Below are 15757 nucleotides of genomic sequence, written 5' to 3' on the forward strand. Positions count from 1 at the left end.
GTCATTCTTATTCACTTCACGCTAAAGCGGGCTCGTCTGAAGACGAGGGGTTTCCTCCAAGGCGTGGATACTAAATACCCCGAGGTCCATAGCATCGACTGGGTGTTCAGCGAAAACACCGGTTCAATTGCCAATATGTAGAGGAACAGGGACAGGAAACTGCCGATGTTGCTGGCTCCGTAAAGGAAATAGGGATCATCGGCATGTGAATGACCGGACCGCGCAAACCAGGCTTGAAGCATTGGGGCATTTGCAGAGACCGCAAAAAACGGCACGCCTATGGACGACGCGAACAATCCCAATATCCAAAGTTCCTGATGTTCGTTGGGTGGCGAAATCCAATTTTGCGATAGCCCCAGAGGCAGAAATACAAATGCGAATACAAGCACACTTCCGTGCACCAAAATTGCTTTTTGAAACGAGAAATACCTCACCAGCAGATGCGCGTAGGTGTAGGCCAATAGCAGGACGCCTTGAAAAAAGACCATGGCGACCGACCAGACCCCCGGCGACCCGCCGAGTTTTGGAACAACCAGTTTTGTGAAATAGGGCTGCACCGAAAAGAGCAGAAAAGCGCTCAGAAAAATTGTTGTTGCAAATGCCGGTAAAATCGATGCTCGCAACAAGGCATTCGAACTTTGCCGATCAAAAAAATACTTCGCATTTGAATAAAACACTCGTGACACCTCTCCGCAAATGCAGAGATTTACTAGCAAATCGACAAGTAAAGAAAAGCTGAAGCATTTCTGACCGGAAGACACCGGCCACAGTCGGAAACCAGTCCGGCGATCAAGCTAAAAAAATCCATATACTATTGAAAAATAACATAAATTCTCTCAACAGCGCAAATCTTCAGCTTACTTCATACGAGATTTACGACGATCAAAGATTAACTTCACGCGCCTTTTTCGTCGATTTCATAAAATACAAATACTTGCAAAAACAAATAAATATTCAATAAAATATGATTTTAATTTTAATGAAATTGAAAATATCCAAATTCACACCAACGATTACTTATAAATTCGCGCACGATGACTTGCTGCCTGTAAAAAGAAGAGACATAGGCCGACACACTCGGCGCGCCCTGAAATCACAGCAGTGCCGGAGGCATTCTCCATTCAGCTTCTCACATCATCCTATGGTGCAGATCGTTCATGATCCAAAGGCTGCCGCCAACCATAATGATGATCAGAACCGCTGCGAACGCCAGAAAGAACAGATTTTCAGCCGGGGTCGATTTGAAATTAAGATGAAGGAAGAAAACCAGATGCACCATCACCTGCAGCACCGCAGCAACCGCGATTACTGCATAGACTGCAGGGCCAGTCAGCAGGCCACCCCAAACCACTGCAAAAGGTATTGCTGTCAAAACCACCGCCAGGACGAAGCCGACGAGGTAAGTGGTCAAACTGCGTTCAGCCGTTGGGGTCATGTCGCTTTCCTCACATCACACCGGGCAGATAGACGACCGAGAAGATCCCGATCCAGACAATATCGAGGAAGTGCCAGAAAAGACCAAGGCGAACCAGCCGAGATCGCACCGGCAAAGTCAGTCCCTTAATCAGAACCTGACCAATCATCACGCAAATTCCGAGTGCTCCGAAGGCGACATGCAATCCGTGTGTTCCAACGAGCGTGAAAAAGGCGGACAGGAAACCACTAACCTCGGGACCCGCCCCTTTTTCGAGCATCCCCTGAAATTCAACAAATTCCATCGCCAGAAAACAAACGCCAAGCAGCAGTGTGACAATCAGCCAGAAAACAACGCGTCCGGACCGCCCGAGCGTCATCGCAATGGTCGCGAACCCGAAGGTGAGACTGGACAAAAGCAACAGTGCCGTTTCAAGTGCCGTGTGAGAAAGTTCAAACACATCGTTGGATGTCGGGCCAGCTGCGGAGTTATTCGCCAGAACCGCATATGTGGCAAAGAGAAGCGCAAAAATGACGGCATCTGTCATCAAGTAGATCCAGAACCCGAATTCTCGCGCTTCTAAAGAGGTCTTTTCTTCCTCTTCCAGAAGGACAGCATTCCCACTTGAAATGTCGGTCACATCCCCCTCCCCGGAAGCGCTTCACCCGATGCTTCTCCCAGCGGCACGAAATCTCGCATATCGTGCAGATCCGCCGGTGATATCTGTGCAAGCCTTGCGCTCTCGATTTTCGCGACTTCTGCTGCTGGAAGAACAAACTCAGAATTGTCGTCACACGCCCGAATGCCGACACACACCAGTGAAAGCACAAAACAAAGCGCTACCAGCCACCAGATATACCAGACAAAGGCAAACCCCAGCCCGAATGCCAAAGCGCCAAGAATAGGCCCAAGTGGTGTGCTTTTCGGCATGACAATGTCTTGGTACCGAACAGGTGGAGCATAGGCAGTACCGCGGATTTTCATCTCGTGAAAAGCGTCAATATCGCTTACGTCGGGGATGATCGCAAAGTTATAGGGTGCGGGCGGAGAAGAGGTGGCCCATTCCAGCGTTCTGCCGTTCCATGGATCACCGGTGATGTCCCGCGAAGACCCCCAGTTCCTCGCGGACACGACCAGCTGGATGGCGATGCAGGCTATTCCGATCAGAACGCAGATTGCACCAAGTGCTGCCACAACGAGATAAGGCTGCCAGTTCGGGTCCGCATAGTGCTCCATGCGTCGGCTCATGCCCATGAAACCGAGCACGTAGAGGGGCATGAAGGCGAGATAGAAGCCGATAAGCCAGAACCAGAATGACCGGATCCCCCATTTACGGTCCAGTTTGAACCCGAATGCCTTCGGAAACCAGTAGTTCAGACCGGCGAAGTAGCCGAACAGAGCACCCGGGATGAGCATGTTGTGAAAATGTGCGACCAGAAAGGTCGAATTGTGCATCAAGTAGTCGGCGGGGGGCAAAGCAAGAAGCACGCCCGTGACACCACCTATGACGAAGGTGACCATGAAGCCGATTGTGAATACCATGGAAGGGTGGAACTCGATCCGTCCCCGGAACATGGTGAAAAGCCAATCGAAGATTTTGACCCCGGTCGGCACCGCAATGATCATCGTGGCAATCCCGAAAACCGCGTTGACATTGGCCGAAGACCCCATCGTGAAGAAATGGTGCAGCCAGACGGTAAAAGACAAAAGTGCGATACACGCGGTTGCATAAACGAGCGACGGATAGCCAAACAACCGTTTGCGGGAAAAAGTCGCCACCACCTCGGAGAAAATGCCGAAGGCCGGAAGGATGAGAATATAAACCTCCGGATGTCCCCAGATCCAAAGAAGATTGGCATACATCATCATGTTGCCGCCGTCGCCATTGGTGAAGAAGTGGAAGCCCAGTGTCCGGTCCAGCGTCAGCTGCGCGGCAACCACTGTCAGCGCCGGAAAGGCAAAGGCAATCAGGATCGAAATGCAGAGTGTCGTCCATGTGAACATGGGCATGCGCATGAATGTCATGCCCGGACAGCGGTTCTTGACGATCGTGACAATGAAGTTGATGCCTGACAGCGTGCTGCCAACGCCGCTGACAATCAACGCCCACAGCCAGTAGTCCACCCCGACACCGGGACTGTATTCAATGCCCGAATAAGGCGGATAACCTGTCCAGCCCGCCTGCGAAAACTTGCCAATCACCAGCGAGACCAACACAAGTGCTGCACCTGTCGCGGTCATCCATAAGCTCACGGAATTCAAGAACGGAAAAGCTACGTCGCGCGCTCCGATCTGTTGTGGAACGATGATATTGATCAACCCGGTCAGAAAGGGCATCGCCACGAAAAAGATCATGATGGTGCCGTGGGAAGAGAAGATTTGTTCAAAATGCTCTGGCGGCAGATAGCCCTCGCTGTTGAGCGCGATTGCCTGCTGGGCCCTCATCATCAGCGCGTCGACAAAGCCGCGTACCAGCATCACGAGCGCCAGGATGACATACATGATACCGATCTTCTTGTGATCGACGCTTGTCAGCCAGTCGGTCCAAAGAACTTTCCAGGCACGCAGATACGTAATCAGCAAGAAGACCGCAACGCCGCCCGCAACGGTTACAAACGCGCCGCCCATGGCAACCCAGGAATAAAACGGAAGAGCCTCAACGGTCAGGCGACCAAGCATCAAGAAGCTCCCTCTTCTGTACTGTCATCATGATGATGGGGTGTGCTCACCGGTGCATATTTCTTCATGATGTTCCTGAAAAGCTCGGATTCGTATGAGCTGAAATAACGCACCGGATCGGCAACGCTTTGCTTGTGCAGATCTGTGTAAACATCCGCATCAAGCGCTGTGCCTGTATCGGACGCCTTTCCCTGCCATGCCTGGAAATCCGGCTCGCTCATTGCATGAGCCTTGAAGTGCTGATCGGAGAACCCGTCACCGGAAAACATTGTGTTTCGGCCCATGAAGACGCCAGGCCCATCAGCCATGAGATTGATTTCGGAGCGCATACCCGCCATCGCGTAGATCTGTCCGCCCAGGGCCGGTATCATCAGCGAATTCATAACCGTGTCGGACGTGATCTCAATGGAAACTGGCCTGTCTGCGGGAAACGCCAGTTCATTGACGCTTGCCAGACCGAGTTCGGGGTAGAGAAACAGCCACTTCCAATCGAGTGCAATCGCCTGCACCTTGAAGGCGGGTTTGTCGGAAACAAGGGCTTTGTACGGATCAAGCTTATGCGTTGAGGTCCAGACAAGCGTCCCCAATGCAACAATGATGACCGCAGGCACAAGCCAGACAACGGTTTCGATTTTCCACGAACCCTCCCAATTCGGCGTGTAGGCAGAGTTCTCGTTCGACCCACGGTATCGCCAGGCGAAATAGAGCGTCAGCAGGATTGCCGGAATTGCGACAATCATCATCAGCCCAAAGGCCGTGAAAAGCAGATCTCTTTCTGCAAGCGCGACAGGTCCTTTGGGTGAAAGAACAGGCGCGTCCGACAGCGAGCAACCACTCAGCAGAAGCAATAAAAAGATCGATATGATCGAAATTCGTGCGCTCACAAAAAGCGAGTCGCGTCTCCGCACCCAGTCGGGAATCACTTCAATCATTGCTCCTCCTAAAGAGGATGAAGAAATCAATGCAAAGATTTGAGCCTACTAAAGAAAACGATCGGCCGACTCAATCAAAATTGCCCCAAGTACGCCTGCTCACACAAAAGAACGAACCGCGCAATCGCAAGCCTAGCTGAGCGGAGTTCTCAATAAAAGGGTAGCTTTCCCAAAAAGTTGAGCAGAAAAAGGTTCAATGCCTGTCTTCACACCCAAATTTATATCGACAGGACACTTTCTTTCACCCGTTCACCCAATTCTTCACTGGACAGAACATGGCTGCCTTTGAATGATGCGCCCTGTAATTGTTGACAAGATCAGGACGCACCATGTCGAAGCCATTTCAAGCCGAAGACCACGTTGCTCACATGGAGCAAGCCCTTGGCCTCACGATTGAGGATGATTGGCGCCCTGTCGTGGCAATGCACATTACTGCAATTGAAAAAGCTGCACAGTCCGTTCTTGAGTTTCCCCTGGAAGACGACATTGAAGCAGCACCGGTGTTTCGTCCATGAGTGCTGAACAAAACGCGCTTCGTTCCTGGACGGCGACCCAGATTGCGGATGGGGTATCATCCGGCAATATCAAGGCACTTGAGGTCACCCATGCCGCCTTAAAGGACCTTGAGGTCCTGAACCCCAAAATCAATGCTTTCACGGAGACCACACCGGAACGCGCGCTAGCCGAGGCCAGAAACGTTGATGACGCCATTCAATCCGGAGCACATTTGCCGCTCGCAGGCGTGCCCTATGCCGTCAAAAATCTTTACGGCATCAGAGGCATAACCACACGAGCCGGCGCAAAAATCACGCAAGAAAATGCACCCGAAAGCAACGATGCCACGCTCGTCAACAAACTTCACTCCGCCGGCGCCGTCCTCGTAGGAGCAACGCATATGGGTGAGTATGCCTACGATTTCACCGGTGAAAATGCGCACGACGGTAACTGCTTGAACCCACACAATACGGCTCACATGACCGGAGGCTCATCCTCAGGGTCCGCAGCGGCAACAGCATCGGGCATCGTTCCATTCGCTATGGGTTCAGACACGAATGGTTCTATTCGGGTGCCGGCTTCCTTTTGTGGCCTCTTCGGACTGAAACCCACTTATGGAAGGTTGAGCCGGGCCGGAACCTATCCGTTTGTCGGCAGTTTCGATCACCTCGGGCCCCTCACCCGCTCTGCGGAAGATCTGGCTTTGATATTTGATGTGCTTCAGGGGCTGGATCGGGCTGACCCTGCACAAACGGACCACCCTGAAATCGAGACGCATCAACGATTGAACGAAGGTGTCGACCAGCTGAGAGTGGCAGTCGCGGGAGGTTACTTTCGCGAAAATCTCCTGCCTGCTGCGCTTGACGCAGTCGATCTGGTCGCAAAAGCCTTGGGGGCAAGCCACGAAATCGATATTCCCGAGGCAGCGAGGGCACGGGCGGCGGCGTATGTAATCACCGCCGCGGAAGGGTCGACATTACATCTCAATCGGATCCGTGAACGACCACAGGATTTTGACCCCGAGACGCGGGACAGATTTCTTGCTGGTACTATGGTGCCAGCGATCTGGGTCCAGCAAGCTCAACGCTTTCGCAGCTGGTTCCGCGACATGATGCACGGCCTTTTTGACAAGGTCGACATTCTGATCGCCCCAGCAACGCCCTTTCAAGCACTCCCCTCAGGCACAAAAACTTTCACGCTCAACGGCGAAACAGTCCCGGCACGCCCTAACATCGGTATCTTTACCCAGCCGATTTCCTTTATCGGCCTTCCGGCTGTCACTGTGCCTATTTGGCTGGATGGCGAAGACTTGCCCATCGGCGTTCAGCTGATAGCGCCCGCCTGGCGGGAAGATCTGGCCTTGAGGGTCGCACACCATCTTGAAAAAGCCGGCACGGCCCGAGCTCCGATTGCAAATCTGGGCGTGTGAAGGGCATGGGAAATCTAAGGCTTCTCCGTCGCAGCAGCGACATATGAGACAGCTAATAAGACCAGTAGCAACTACACAGAAAAGGGTCGTTGGCGACCATTGACGGCGAAACCACTGCCGGCTCGCGCAGCGCAGGAAAAGACATGAGTAAATTCAAAGCCGTTGTGTTCGATTGGGCTGGCACAATGATCGATTTCGGATCCTTCGCCCCGATGGGCGTCTTTATCAAGGCGTTTGAACACTTCGGGATAAATGCATCAATCGAACAGGCACGTGAACCTATGGGCAAACCCAAGTGGGATCACATTCGCTCAATGATGGACGACCCTGAAATCGCCGCACAGTGGAACAACAGGTTCGGCCAGATGCCAACTGATGCTGATGTCGATAGGGTCTATGAGGTTTTTGTCCCGATGAACGAAGAAGTCGTGGCAGATTATGCAGATCTCGTCCCCGGCGCGGCCGACGTGGTAAAAACTCTTCGCGACAAAGGCCTCAAGATAGGCTCAACCACCGGCTATACGCGTTCGATTATGGAACGGGTTATTCCTGTGGCGGCCGCGCAAGGTTATGAACCGGACAATCTGGTGTGCTCTGATGATCTACCAGAAGGAAGACCCGGTCCACTCGGCATGTATCAATGCTTTGTGGATCTTGTGGCCTATCCGCCAGGTGCGGTCATAAAAGTGGACGATACCGAACCAGGGATAGCTGAAGGCGTTTCGGCAGGATGCGTTACGGTCGGGCTTGCTTTGTCCGGGAACTATGCGGGAAAGACCGCGGATCAGCTTGCCGAGCTGTCAGATCCGGAGATTGAGGCTCTAAGAGGCTTTGCAACTGAAAAACTGAAGTCAGCCGGCGCGGATCACGTAATCGATACGGTTGCGGACTTGCCGGACTTGATTGTTTCACTTGAGCGCGAATAAATGCCCGGTGCTCTTTCACGCTGAAAGGTTCCCGAATTTTCAATCAACGGCACGAGGCCACTTTCGCGTTGGGCCACTTTTCAGCAGCACAAAACGGTCTGAGCGAGGGCGCATTTGCCGGTGCCTCCTGAAAAACAGGCCGCGCGGTTTGAATTCAAGTCCCGTTAAGGCGTCTTGTCCAAGATGCCCTCGAACAGGATCAACCATGACAAGATTTTTCTTGCGGAAATTGAACGCATTTCAAAAGCCGTTTCGGTTCACTCCGCTCGCATTTGTTCTGTTGATTGCAACTGGTCTTGCCATACCGGCTTCCTTTGCACAAACGGATCGAAGACTTGAGGTCATCGACAGCAAGGAAGACCCCTGGCCTTCTATCGGGCGGGTCAATGTCGCCGGTTACAGAACCACCTCCATGTGCACCGGCACCCTGATTGCACCCAACCTTGTCCTCACAGCCGCACATTGCTTTTACGACAAGCGAACCCTCAAGCCATTTCCAACGAAAGACGTCCTTTTCATCGCCGGTGTGCGCCGGGACGAATTTGCGGCACGGTTGGAGGCCGCCTGTCTATTGACCGCAAAGGGATACCAGCCCAAGAAGCAACCACAGCTGCGCGATGTGAGATTTGACATCGGCCTCATCGTGCTGAAGCAAAGGAGCGACCTTCACCCGATTGCACCTCTTGAGATCGCTGAGGCCAAATCTCTATCGAAAGAAACACGCTTTCAATCTGCTGGATATCGCCGTAGCCGACGGTATCTGCCAACACTGGTGAAGGACTGCAAGGTTCTTGGAACAAGGGAAGACAGCTGGGTTACCAATTGCCCTTCAGAGAGTGGGGCATCTGGTGGACCATTCCTTGTGGAAACGGAAAAAGGCCCCAGGGTTGCAGGTGTCATGTCTGCAAAACTCAACGAGGAACGGTCCGTCATTGTTCCTTTTCTGGAATGGCAGGACCTTCTGAAAAATCCAAGCTGCACAGTCGATCCGGCAGTAAAGTCTTCAAACGAAAGCCAGAACTGAGAAAATTTCGCTACCGCTTCTCAAAAAGCCGGGTAAGGTAAAGTCCGATTTTCGTCTGACACGATTTCGCAAAGCGGGTCTACGCCGCCTTGACGCTTAGTTATTTGGGCCAATGAACCATTCCTCACATATTCCGCAATCTTCCAGTCATCGACCTGTTTCTATGGCGAAACTTGGCTTTGTTGCCAGCGACACCGAGGAAGCACAAAAGGCACAGGAAGATCTGTCAGCGCGCTACGGCGGTGTACCGGCTCATGATGCCGACGTCATAGTCGCCCTTGGCGGTGACGGCCTTATGCTGCAAACGCTCCATGAGCACATGGGCAGTGGCAAACCTATCTACGGCATGAACCGTGGCTCTGTCGGTTTTCTGATGAATGAGTACCGCGAAGATCAACTGCTTGAACGGCTATCAAAAGCTGACGTGACAACCATCCGTCCGCTGGAAATGACCGCGACAGCGAATGATGGGACGATCCACAAAGCCCAGGCGATCAACGAAGTGTCACTGCTGCGGCAAACTTCTCAAGCAGCACGCCTGAAGGTCTCCGTAGATGCCCGGTTGCGTCTGGAAGAATTGATCTGCGATGGCATTCTGGTCGCGACACCGGCAGGCAGCACTGCCTATAACTTGTCCGCGCACGGGCCGATCCTCCCGATAACCGCGCAACTCCTGGCCTTGACCCCGATCAGTGCCTTTCGGCCCCGCCGCTGGCGTGGTGCACTTTTGCCAAATCGGGCGCGGGTCGACATCGAAATCCTGGATCCCAAAAAGAGGCCGGTCAGCGCCTCGGCGGATCATACCGAAATCCGCCACGTCACCCACGTGTCAGTGTGTGAATCGACAGAAGCCGTGGGCGTGATCATGTTCGATTCCGATCACGGCTGGGATGAACGAATTCTGACGGAGATGTTCCGCTATTGACGGGGATTCTTCTGTTTCGCGCCAGAACGGCAACTGACTGTTAAGTATGAATGCCCATACTTGCGGGTATCATTTGCCGGCATCGCGACAAGGACGAACGCTGCAATGGCTAACGACGCCAAAGATCAGAATTACGAGATCGTGTCGCCACCGACGGATCTGCGCAGCAAGGTTCGGGAACTATCTCCCCGCGAGGCCAAAAAGTTTGACCCGGTCAAGGCAGCCGAAGCAGCATTGAACCGTCTGTCCTCTCACTTTGGCGGATGGATGGACAACGAGACCGTAGCGCTTAACGGCGCTTGGGAAAACGTTCAGGCCAACGGGATTTCAGAAGAAACCATCGAGCCACTTTTTCAGGCGGCACATAACATCAAGGGTCAGGCCCTGACACTCGGTTTTCCGCTCGTTGGGCAGGTCGCAGCTGGCTTTTGCCAGCTGATTGAGAACGTACCCTCGCCTGACTCCTTGCCGACCGAACTTGCCGGACGTTATGTCGAAGCGATCCGGGCTATGGTCATGGAAGGCGCTAAGAACGATGACAACAAAACCGGCGTAGCGCTCCTGGAAACACTTCAAAGCGTCACCGACGCCTATCTCGCACAGTTCCCGACCAAGACAAACGAAGACTGATTGGCACAACGCCCGGAATTTGACACAAATAAACCCGCCCAATAAGCTTTAATGCTTATGGGAGGCGCGCTTTTGAAGCACTTTCTGACAATATTTTTTTATTTTGTTTTGCTTCTTGGGTCTGCTTTCGCCGAGCGGCGTGTGGCCTTGGTCATTGGGAATTCAGACTATCAGAACGTCCCTCGGCTTCAGAACCCCAAGAACGATGCAGATGGCATGAGCAGGAAGCTTACAAGCCTCGGCTTTGAAGTAACGACCGGCATCGATCTGAGCCTCACCGAGATGCGAACCACTATTCATTCTTTTGTAAAAAATCTTAAGGGAGCCGACCTAGCTTTGTTCTTCTACGCTGGGCATGGTTTGCAGGTTAACGGATCCAACTATCTTGTGCCGACCGACGCCCAACTTGGTTCCTATCTAGATCTTGAATTCGAGGCGATGCCAGCCGACCTGATCCTGAGCGCAATGGAGCGCAGCGCCAGTGTGAACCTCGTTTTTCTTGATGCTTGCCGCGACAATCCTCTTGCGGAAAACCTCGCTCGATCGATGGGTACACGATCCGGGTCAGTCGGCAAAGGACTGGCAAAAATTGGGTCTGGCGTGGGCACATTAATTTCCTTCGCAACCCAGCCTGGAAACGTTGCTCTGGATGGTCGCGGTGCCAACAGCCCCTTTACGAATTCATTGTTGAAGCACCTTGGTACACCCGGACTTGATATCACGCGTGAGCTCGTTCTAGTTCGCCGTGATGTGTTGGCCGCAACAAACGGCAAACAGGTACCATGGGAGAACTCTTCACTCACAGGTGAAGTCATTTTGAGACAACAAGATCCGCAAATTCCAATTGAACCCAAAGTGGATCCACAAGTCGAACTAACCTTTTGGAATTCGATCAAAGACAGCAAATCCGCTGCGTATTTCAAGTCTTATCTGAAGCGATATCCCGAGGGCCAATTTGCAGAGATCGCAAATCTTCGTATTCAAGAAATCAAAGACCAAAAAGCAGACGAAATCAGAGCACACGACAACCAAAGAGACGCAATAGAAGTCGCTTATTGGCAATCTATTCAAAATGCCATCGAACCAGCGATGTTTGAGAGCTACCTCGGCAAGTACCCCGAGGGTGTCTATGCGCATTTAGCGAGATTAAAAATCGCCGCGCTTAAGAAACAGAACATCGCACATTTACAAGAGAAAGCGCTAAGTGCTCCGTCGCAAGGTTCAGGTCCCGCAGAACCGTTGTCGCCTGCTGCACCTATTGAAAGCACACATCAAGTTGCAAGCCTTCCGGCACTGAATGCACCCCAAGCGCCACAAGTCGAGTTTTCAGAGAAGCAGACGGACACCAAAGAATTGGCAAGAGCCATGCAGATCGAGTTGAATCGTCTTGGGTGCTCTGTCGGTCAGGTAGACGGAATTTGGGGCAAACGCAGCAAAAACGCCCTTAAGACCTATACGAAGGAAGCAGGATTCGAGTTTTCCTCTTTGGATCCAAGTCCCGACTCTTTGGAAAAACTAACTCAGTCAAAAGGCCGTGTTTGCCCACTGGTGTGCGGACGCTCGCAGGAGCTAAAGAATGGTAAGTGCGTTGCTGTAAAGGAGCCAGCTTTTAGCAAACCCGAGACAAGAAAAAATGAGAAAACGACAAAATCAGCAAGCAGCTGCCCCAGCGATCCCACGGCCGATTCATTTCGCTATCGTGCTAGGCGACGACCGGGAAGTGACAGCCGCTACTACACGCATCCATGCGGGCGAAGCGCCCACTGCACTTCACAAGCCAATCTTCCAAGAAAGTGTTTCTGGCAATAGAAACAATTGAAGGATCACGCCGCGGCAGTAATGGCCAAACCGCTGTTTTTGACCAGCAACCTTGCTTCAAGCCTCGCTACGTCAATCGCGAACCGGCGCAGGAATGCCGTGACGTCTTCATCCGCGCCAAGCGAACCGTCCTGCATTTCAGCAAGAAGTGTTTCGGTCAGCATCCGGGCCTCATCCAAAGCCAGATCATAAGTGAAATCAGCTTCGGCCTTGCGCGCAACGTCGATAGCCAACAGGAACGCACTGTGAGATCTGAGTGGAAGGCCAGCCTTGCGAAGCACGGCCTGCAATGCGGACCGGCGAACGGTCATCAAAAGCCTGCAAAGCCTCGGCAAAGGCACCTGCCCCAAATTGGCCAGCGCCGCAGCGAAGAACCTTAACCGACCACAGCAGACCGCACGCAGCAAAAGTCGTGTGGTCAGTTTTTCATTCACACGCAGATGCTCGACAAACTCCGGCAGGTCTTCAACGCCCGCTTCGAGCGCAAGCCGGAGCACGACCTTGTCTTCTGCATCGCTCAAGAAAGTATGCCGCTGGTTCTCAGGCACCCTTTCCAGCACGATCGGATGATCATCCAGATTTTCTGCAAGACGCATCAGCAGCTCGTAACGCATTGCCAACGGCAGATCGCGGGTTCGCAGAAGTTGATCGCAAATATCCGGCCGATCTTCAAAACGTTGGGCAAGCCTTAAAAGCGACGATTGAAGAACATGTGCGTTGGTATTTTGAAGCAAGGAACGGCATGCCGGCTCACTGCCGACCTCGCAGATGGCTGCGCTGATGCTTGCCGACAGATCGCTCCGCGAAGCGATTGCACACTGAACGGCATCGCTGCCCTCAGCAAGAAGGTCGACAAGCTCCGCTTCCGAAAGCATAGGCGACGACTTCAATATGGGAATTGCGACTTCGTCGACATCGCTGGCCAGGCAACGGATGACATGACCGGGCGCATGTTCGCTGGACGCGAGAATATTCGCGATCGCCTTTCGGACAGACCGGCTGGGGTCATCCAGCAGAATTGTCAGTGCGGCAGCCATACTGGTCCGCTCCTGGCTGCCCATTTCGGCGTCCAGATATCGCTGCGCAAACTCTTGCGCGGCCTGAATGTCCAAGGTGCAGTCATTGTCATCGTTCAGCTGCAGAATGTCGTGTACGGTCATGGCGGTAAAACAATCTTCCCAAGTGTCAGATACATCCTGACATCAAAGGCTTAACGATCGGTTCACCATAATTTTGACAATAACCAGCATCTTCACGCCGGTGGCAGGAGGTCTTTTTGCTCTTCCTCCGCCTTGAGCCTCAAAAAGCGGGTCAAATCCAACGGTCCACCCTGGTCGGCCAAGGCCAGCTCCTGGGCAGCGACCTGGTTCGATGTGCCTGACAATGCACTGAAGCGCTCCGCTTCCTCAACGGCCGCAAATGCTGAGGCGAATCTCGGATTGACACCGGCTTGTTTAGAAGCTTCGTCGTTTCGGAACAGGGCCTCAAACGGGTTCAAGGTTTCGGCGGCCTGGAAGGCTGACAACACACGTGAATTGGCGGCCTCTCCATTGGAAGGGTTTATCGAGGCGTCTTTCGGGTCGTGCGGAGCCGGTCTGGCACCTGCTGCTGCAACAACCTGCTCCTGCAAGAAGACAGCGCTCGGCGAGGCCTGGTTCGTTTCACCCGTCAGGCTATCCGGTATCGACAGCTTTGCCTTTGCAAGCTCGACCGGGTTGTTCTCGGGAAGTGCTGGAACGCCCTGCTCAAACGCGGCAAGCTGCGGCGCAATTTGCGGTTTGCCCCGCATCGCGAAGGCAGCAGCCGGGTCTCCGGCAAGGTGATCGATCTGCTGCAGATTGAGGGAGGGAAGATTTTGGACAGGTTTGGCATTCGGCAGGGTTGCCACCTGTGTCAACGCTCCGGATGTCCTCAGGTTTTTCTTCCCACTCACCTCGGCAATCATCGTTACGGCATCATGTTTTGAAACGATGACTTCGTAAACTTCCTGCATCGACCGTGCCGTACCGTTCCGATTATAGAAGATCGGCTTGTTGGCTCTGGCCTGAGCTGAGAAGACAGAATCCGCACGCGTGTTTGGATTGGCGTTGGTCGCATCTATGAGCTTGCTGGCACCGTGCGCACCCAGGAAGTGCGCCATGTAGAGCTCGCCGTCCGTAGGCGATCGACCGATCTTCTGCTCAAGGTATTGAGAATTCTTTTGCGTCAAAGCACCGGCCATCATCGACGAGATTTCCGGATCCTTTCTCAGATCCAGGATTTCGCGGCGCATATTGGCATCGCTTACGTAGTACTTCCCGCTTTTGGACCGCTTGATATGTTCAGAGTAGTTTTCCAATCCATGCTTGGGTCCAGCTTCCTTCATTGTTTCCAACCAGGTGGATTCAATGAACTGAAACAGACCTGTCGCACTCGAAGTCTTGGCCTTCGCAGACGGATTGAAAGACGACTCTCGCGCGGCCGTCTTTACCAGATAGTCGAATGACGTACCTGTTGAAGTACTCGCAGACTGAAACGCAAGCTCGATCCGAGACGCGACCGAGGTAGTGTCAGCGACATGCATGACCCTGTCTCCTCGACGGAACTGATTTATTACTTTGTTAACTTTCGCGCCGAAAAGGTTAACAAAACCTTAACAAGTCACAGCCAAGTGTGCTTACAACTTCTGACTTCGGCTTTTTCTGACAAAGTTGAGCAGTTCCGCTGAAATTGGCGTCGGTACATGTGGAAATTCAGCAAAAACCTAGAGTTTTCTTTGGATATCCAGCTCAAATCTTCGACTCAACTCAAGCCTGATAGCGCTCCTTTGCGTGAGTCGGCAACCGGAAATGAAAAAGGCGCCGCTGCAGCCTGCGCCTTTTTCAAACAATAGTTGCGACTTCAGGTCTTGGGACGCCCCATCTCAAACACTTTCTCGATGACCGCATAGTCCATGTAACCGAGCCGCGAGAGCGGTTTGTACCGCGTAACATCCACCCTCCCGTCGACAATGATACTGTCGTCGATGTGAACACCAACGACCTGACCGAATACCACCCAGCTGTCGGCCTCCTCGCCATCAAGTCCCTTCATTTGAAGGGTCTGCAAGTGCTTGCACTCCAGCGCGGTAACCGCCTTGGCCACTCTTGGCGGACCAACCAGGCGTGAAGGCGCCATTTCAAGGCCCGTCAGATCGAATTCCGACGTCTCATGTGGCACAGCCGCCGAGGACAGGTTCATTTCGTCCTTGAGATCCCAGCTCGCCATATTGCAGACGAACTCGCCGGTGGTATCGACGTTTGCGACGCTGTCCTTGTAGCCGGATGAGGAAAACAAAACGATCGGCGGCCGGTCACATACACAGTTGAAGAAACTGTAAGGCGCTAAATTTGTACGGCCACCCTTGTCCTGTGAAGAAATCCAGCCGATTGGCCGAGGCGCAACAATTGCCTTGAACGGATTATGTGGCAGGCCGTGATCGTTTTTCTCGGTATCGTAAAACATAT

15 protein-coding genes are annotated in these 15757 nt (G+C 53.0%); 7 read left to right on the forward strand and 8 right to left on the reverse strand.

Annotation, left to right across the window (positions count from 1 at the left end; genetic code table 11):
* Positions 1–11 precede the first annotated feature (11 nt).
* The 5 genes from Q0835_RS25850 to cyoA form a co-directional block, all read right to left on the reverse strand.
* Entirely contained in the window at positions 12–677 is a 666-nt protein-coding gene (locus Q0835_RS25850) for a hypothetical protein (RefSeq protein WP_298965708.1), read from the reverse strand.
* A gap of 452 nt (positions 678–1129) precedes the next feature.
* A complete protein-coding gene (cyoD, locus tag Q0835_RS25855) occupies positions 1130–1435 on the reverse strand; it encodes a cytochrome o ubiquinol oxidase subunit IV (protein WP_298965710.1) in 306 nt (101 codons plus the stop codon).
* A gap of 10 nt (positions 1436–1445) precedes the next feature.
* On the reverse strand, positions 1446–2054 hold the full coding sequence (gene cyoC / locus Q0835_RS25860; RefSeq protein WP_298965713.1) for a cytochrome o ubiquinol oxidase subunit III: 609 nt from the start codon (positions 2052–2054) through the stop codon (positions 1446–1448).
* Positions 2051–4093 carry a cytochrome o ubiquinol oxidase subunit I gene (gene cyoB / locus Q0835_RS25865; protein WP_298965716.1) on the reverse strand — a complete coding sequence of 681 codons (2043 nt, stop codon included), beginning with the start codon at positions 4091–4093 and terminating at the stop codon, positions 2051–2053. The genes cyoC and cyoB overlap by 4 nt, the downstream gene beginning before the upstream one ends.
* Entirely contained in the window at positions 4093–5025 is a 933-nt protein-coding gene (gene cyoA, locus Q0835_RS25870; RefSeq protein WP_298965718.1) for a ubiquinol oxidase subunit II, read from the reverse strand. Before cyoA ends, cyoB begins: the two co-directional genes overlap by 1 nt.
* A gap of 329 nt (positions 5026–5354) precedes the next feature.
* Here cyoA and Q0835_RS25875 point away from each other — a divergent pair, with 329 nt between their 5' ends.
* The 7 genes from Q0835_RS25875 to Q0835_RS25905 all read left to right on the forward strand — a co-directional run bounded on the left by Q0835_RS25875 (position 5355) and on the right by Q0835_RS25905 (position 12263).
* Complete coding sequence (locus tag Q0835_RS25875; RefSeq protein WP_298818142.1) at positions 5355–5540, forward strand: DUF4089 domain-containing protein; 186 nt, start codon at positions 5355–5357, stop codon at positions 5538–5540.
* Entirely contained in the window at positions 5537–6949 is a 1413-nt protein-coding gene (locus tag Q0835_RS25880) for an AtzE family amidohydrolase (RefSeq protein WP_298965721.1), read from the forward strand. Before Q0835_RS25875 ends, Q0835_RS25880 begins: the two co-directional genes overlap by 4 nt.
* Positions 6950–7092: 143 nt before the next feature.
* Positions 7093–7875, forward strand: coding sequence for a phosphonoacetaldehyde hydrolase (gene phnX, locus Q0835_RS25885; protein ID WP_298965725.1), 783 nt, complete (start codon positions 7093–7095; stop codon positions 7873–7875).
* Positions 7876–8080: 205 nt separating this feature from the next.
* Positions 8081–8899, forward strand: coding sequence for a trypsin-like serine protease (locus Q0835_RS25890; RefSeq protein ID WP_298965727.1), 819 nt, complete (start codon positions 8081–8083; stop codon positions 8897–8899).
* 163 nt (positions 8900–9062) lie between these two features.
* Positions 9063–9824, forward strand: a complete 762-nt coding sequence (locus Q0835_RS25895; protein WP_298818134.1) for an NAD kinase — start codon at positions 9063–9065, stop codon at positions 9822–9824.
* Between the two features lie 105 nt (positions 9825–9929).
* Positions 9930–10454, forward strand: a complete 525-nt coding sequence (locus Q0835_RS25900) for an Hpt domain-containing protein (protein ID WP_298965730.1) — start codon at positions 9930–9932, stop codon at positions 10452–10454.
* Positions 10455–10526: 72 nt separating this feature from the next.
* Positions 10527–12263 (forward strand): caspase family protein, encoded by a 1737-nt coding sequence (locus tag Q0835_RS25905; protein WP_298965731.1) that lies wholly within the window; start codon positions 10527–10529, stop codon positions 12261–12263.
* Positions 12264–12277: 14 nt separating this feature from the next.
* Here Q0835_RS25905 and Q0835_RS25910 read toward each other — a convergent pair whose 3' ends face one another.
* The 3 genes from Q0835_RS25910 to Q0835_RS25920 all read right to left on the reverse strand — a co-directional run bounded on the left by Q0835_RS25910 (position 12278) and on the right by Q0835_RS25920 (position 15755).
* A complete protein-coding gene (locus Q0835_RS25910; protein ID WP_298965734.1) occupies positions 12278–13432 on the reverse strand; it encodes a DUF2336 domain-containing protein in 1155 nt (384 codons plus the stop codon).
* Positions 13433–13524: 92 nt separating this feature from the next.
* A complete protein-coding gene (locus Q0835_RS25915; RefSeq protein WP_298965736.1) occupies positions 13525–14835 on the reverse strand; it encodes a transglycosylase SLT domain-containing protein in 1311 nt (436 codons plus the stop codon).
* Between the two features lie 317 nt (positions 14836–15152).
* On the reverse strand, positions 15153–15755 hold the full coding sequence (locus Q0835_RS25920) for a flavin reductase family protein (RefSeq protein WP_298965737.1): 603 nt from the start codon (positions 15753–15755) through the stop codon (positions 15153–15155).
* Positions 15756–15757: the final 2 nt, after the last annotated feature.

This window comes from uncultured Roseibium sp., from assembly GCF_947499295.1.
Taxonomy (GTDB): Bacteria; Pseudomonadota; Alphaproteobacteria; order Rhizobiales; family Stappiaceae; genus Roseibium.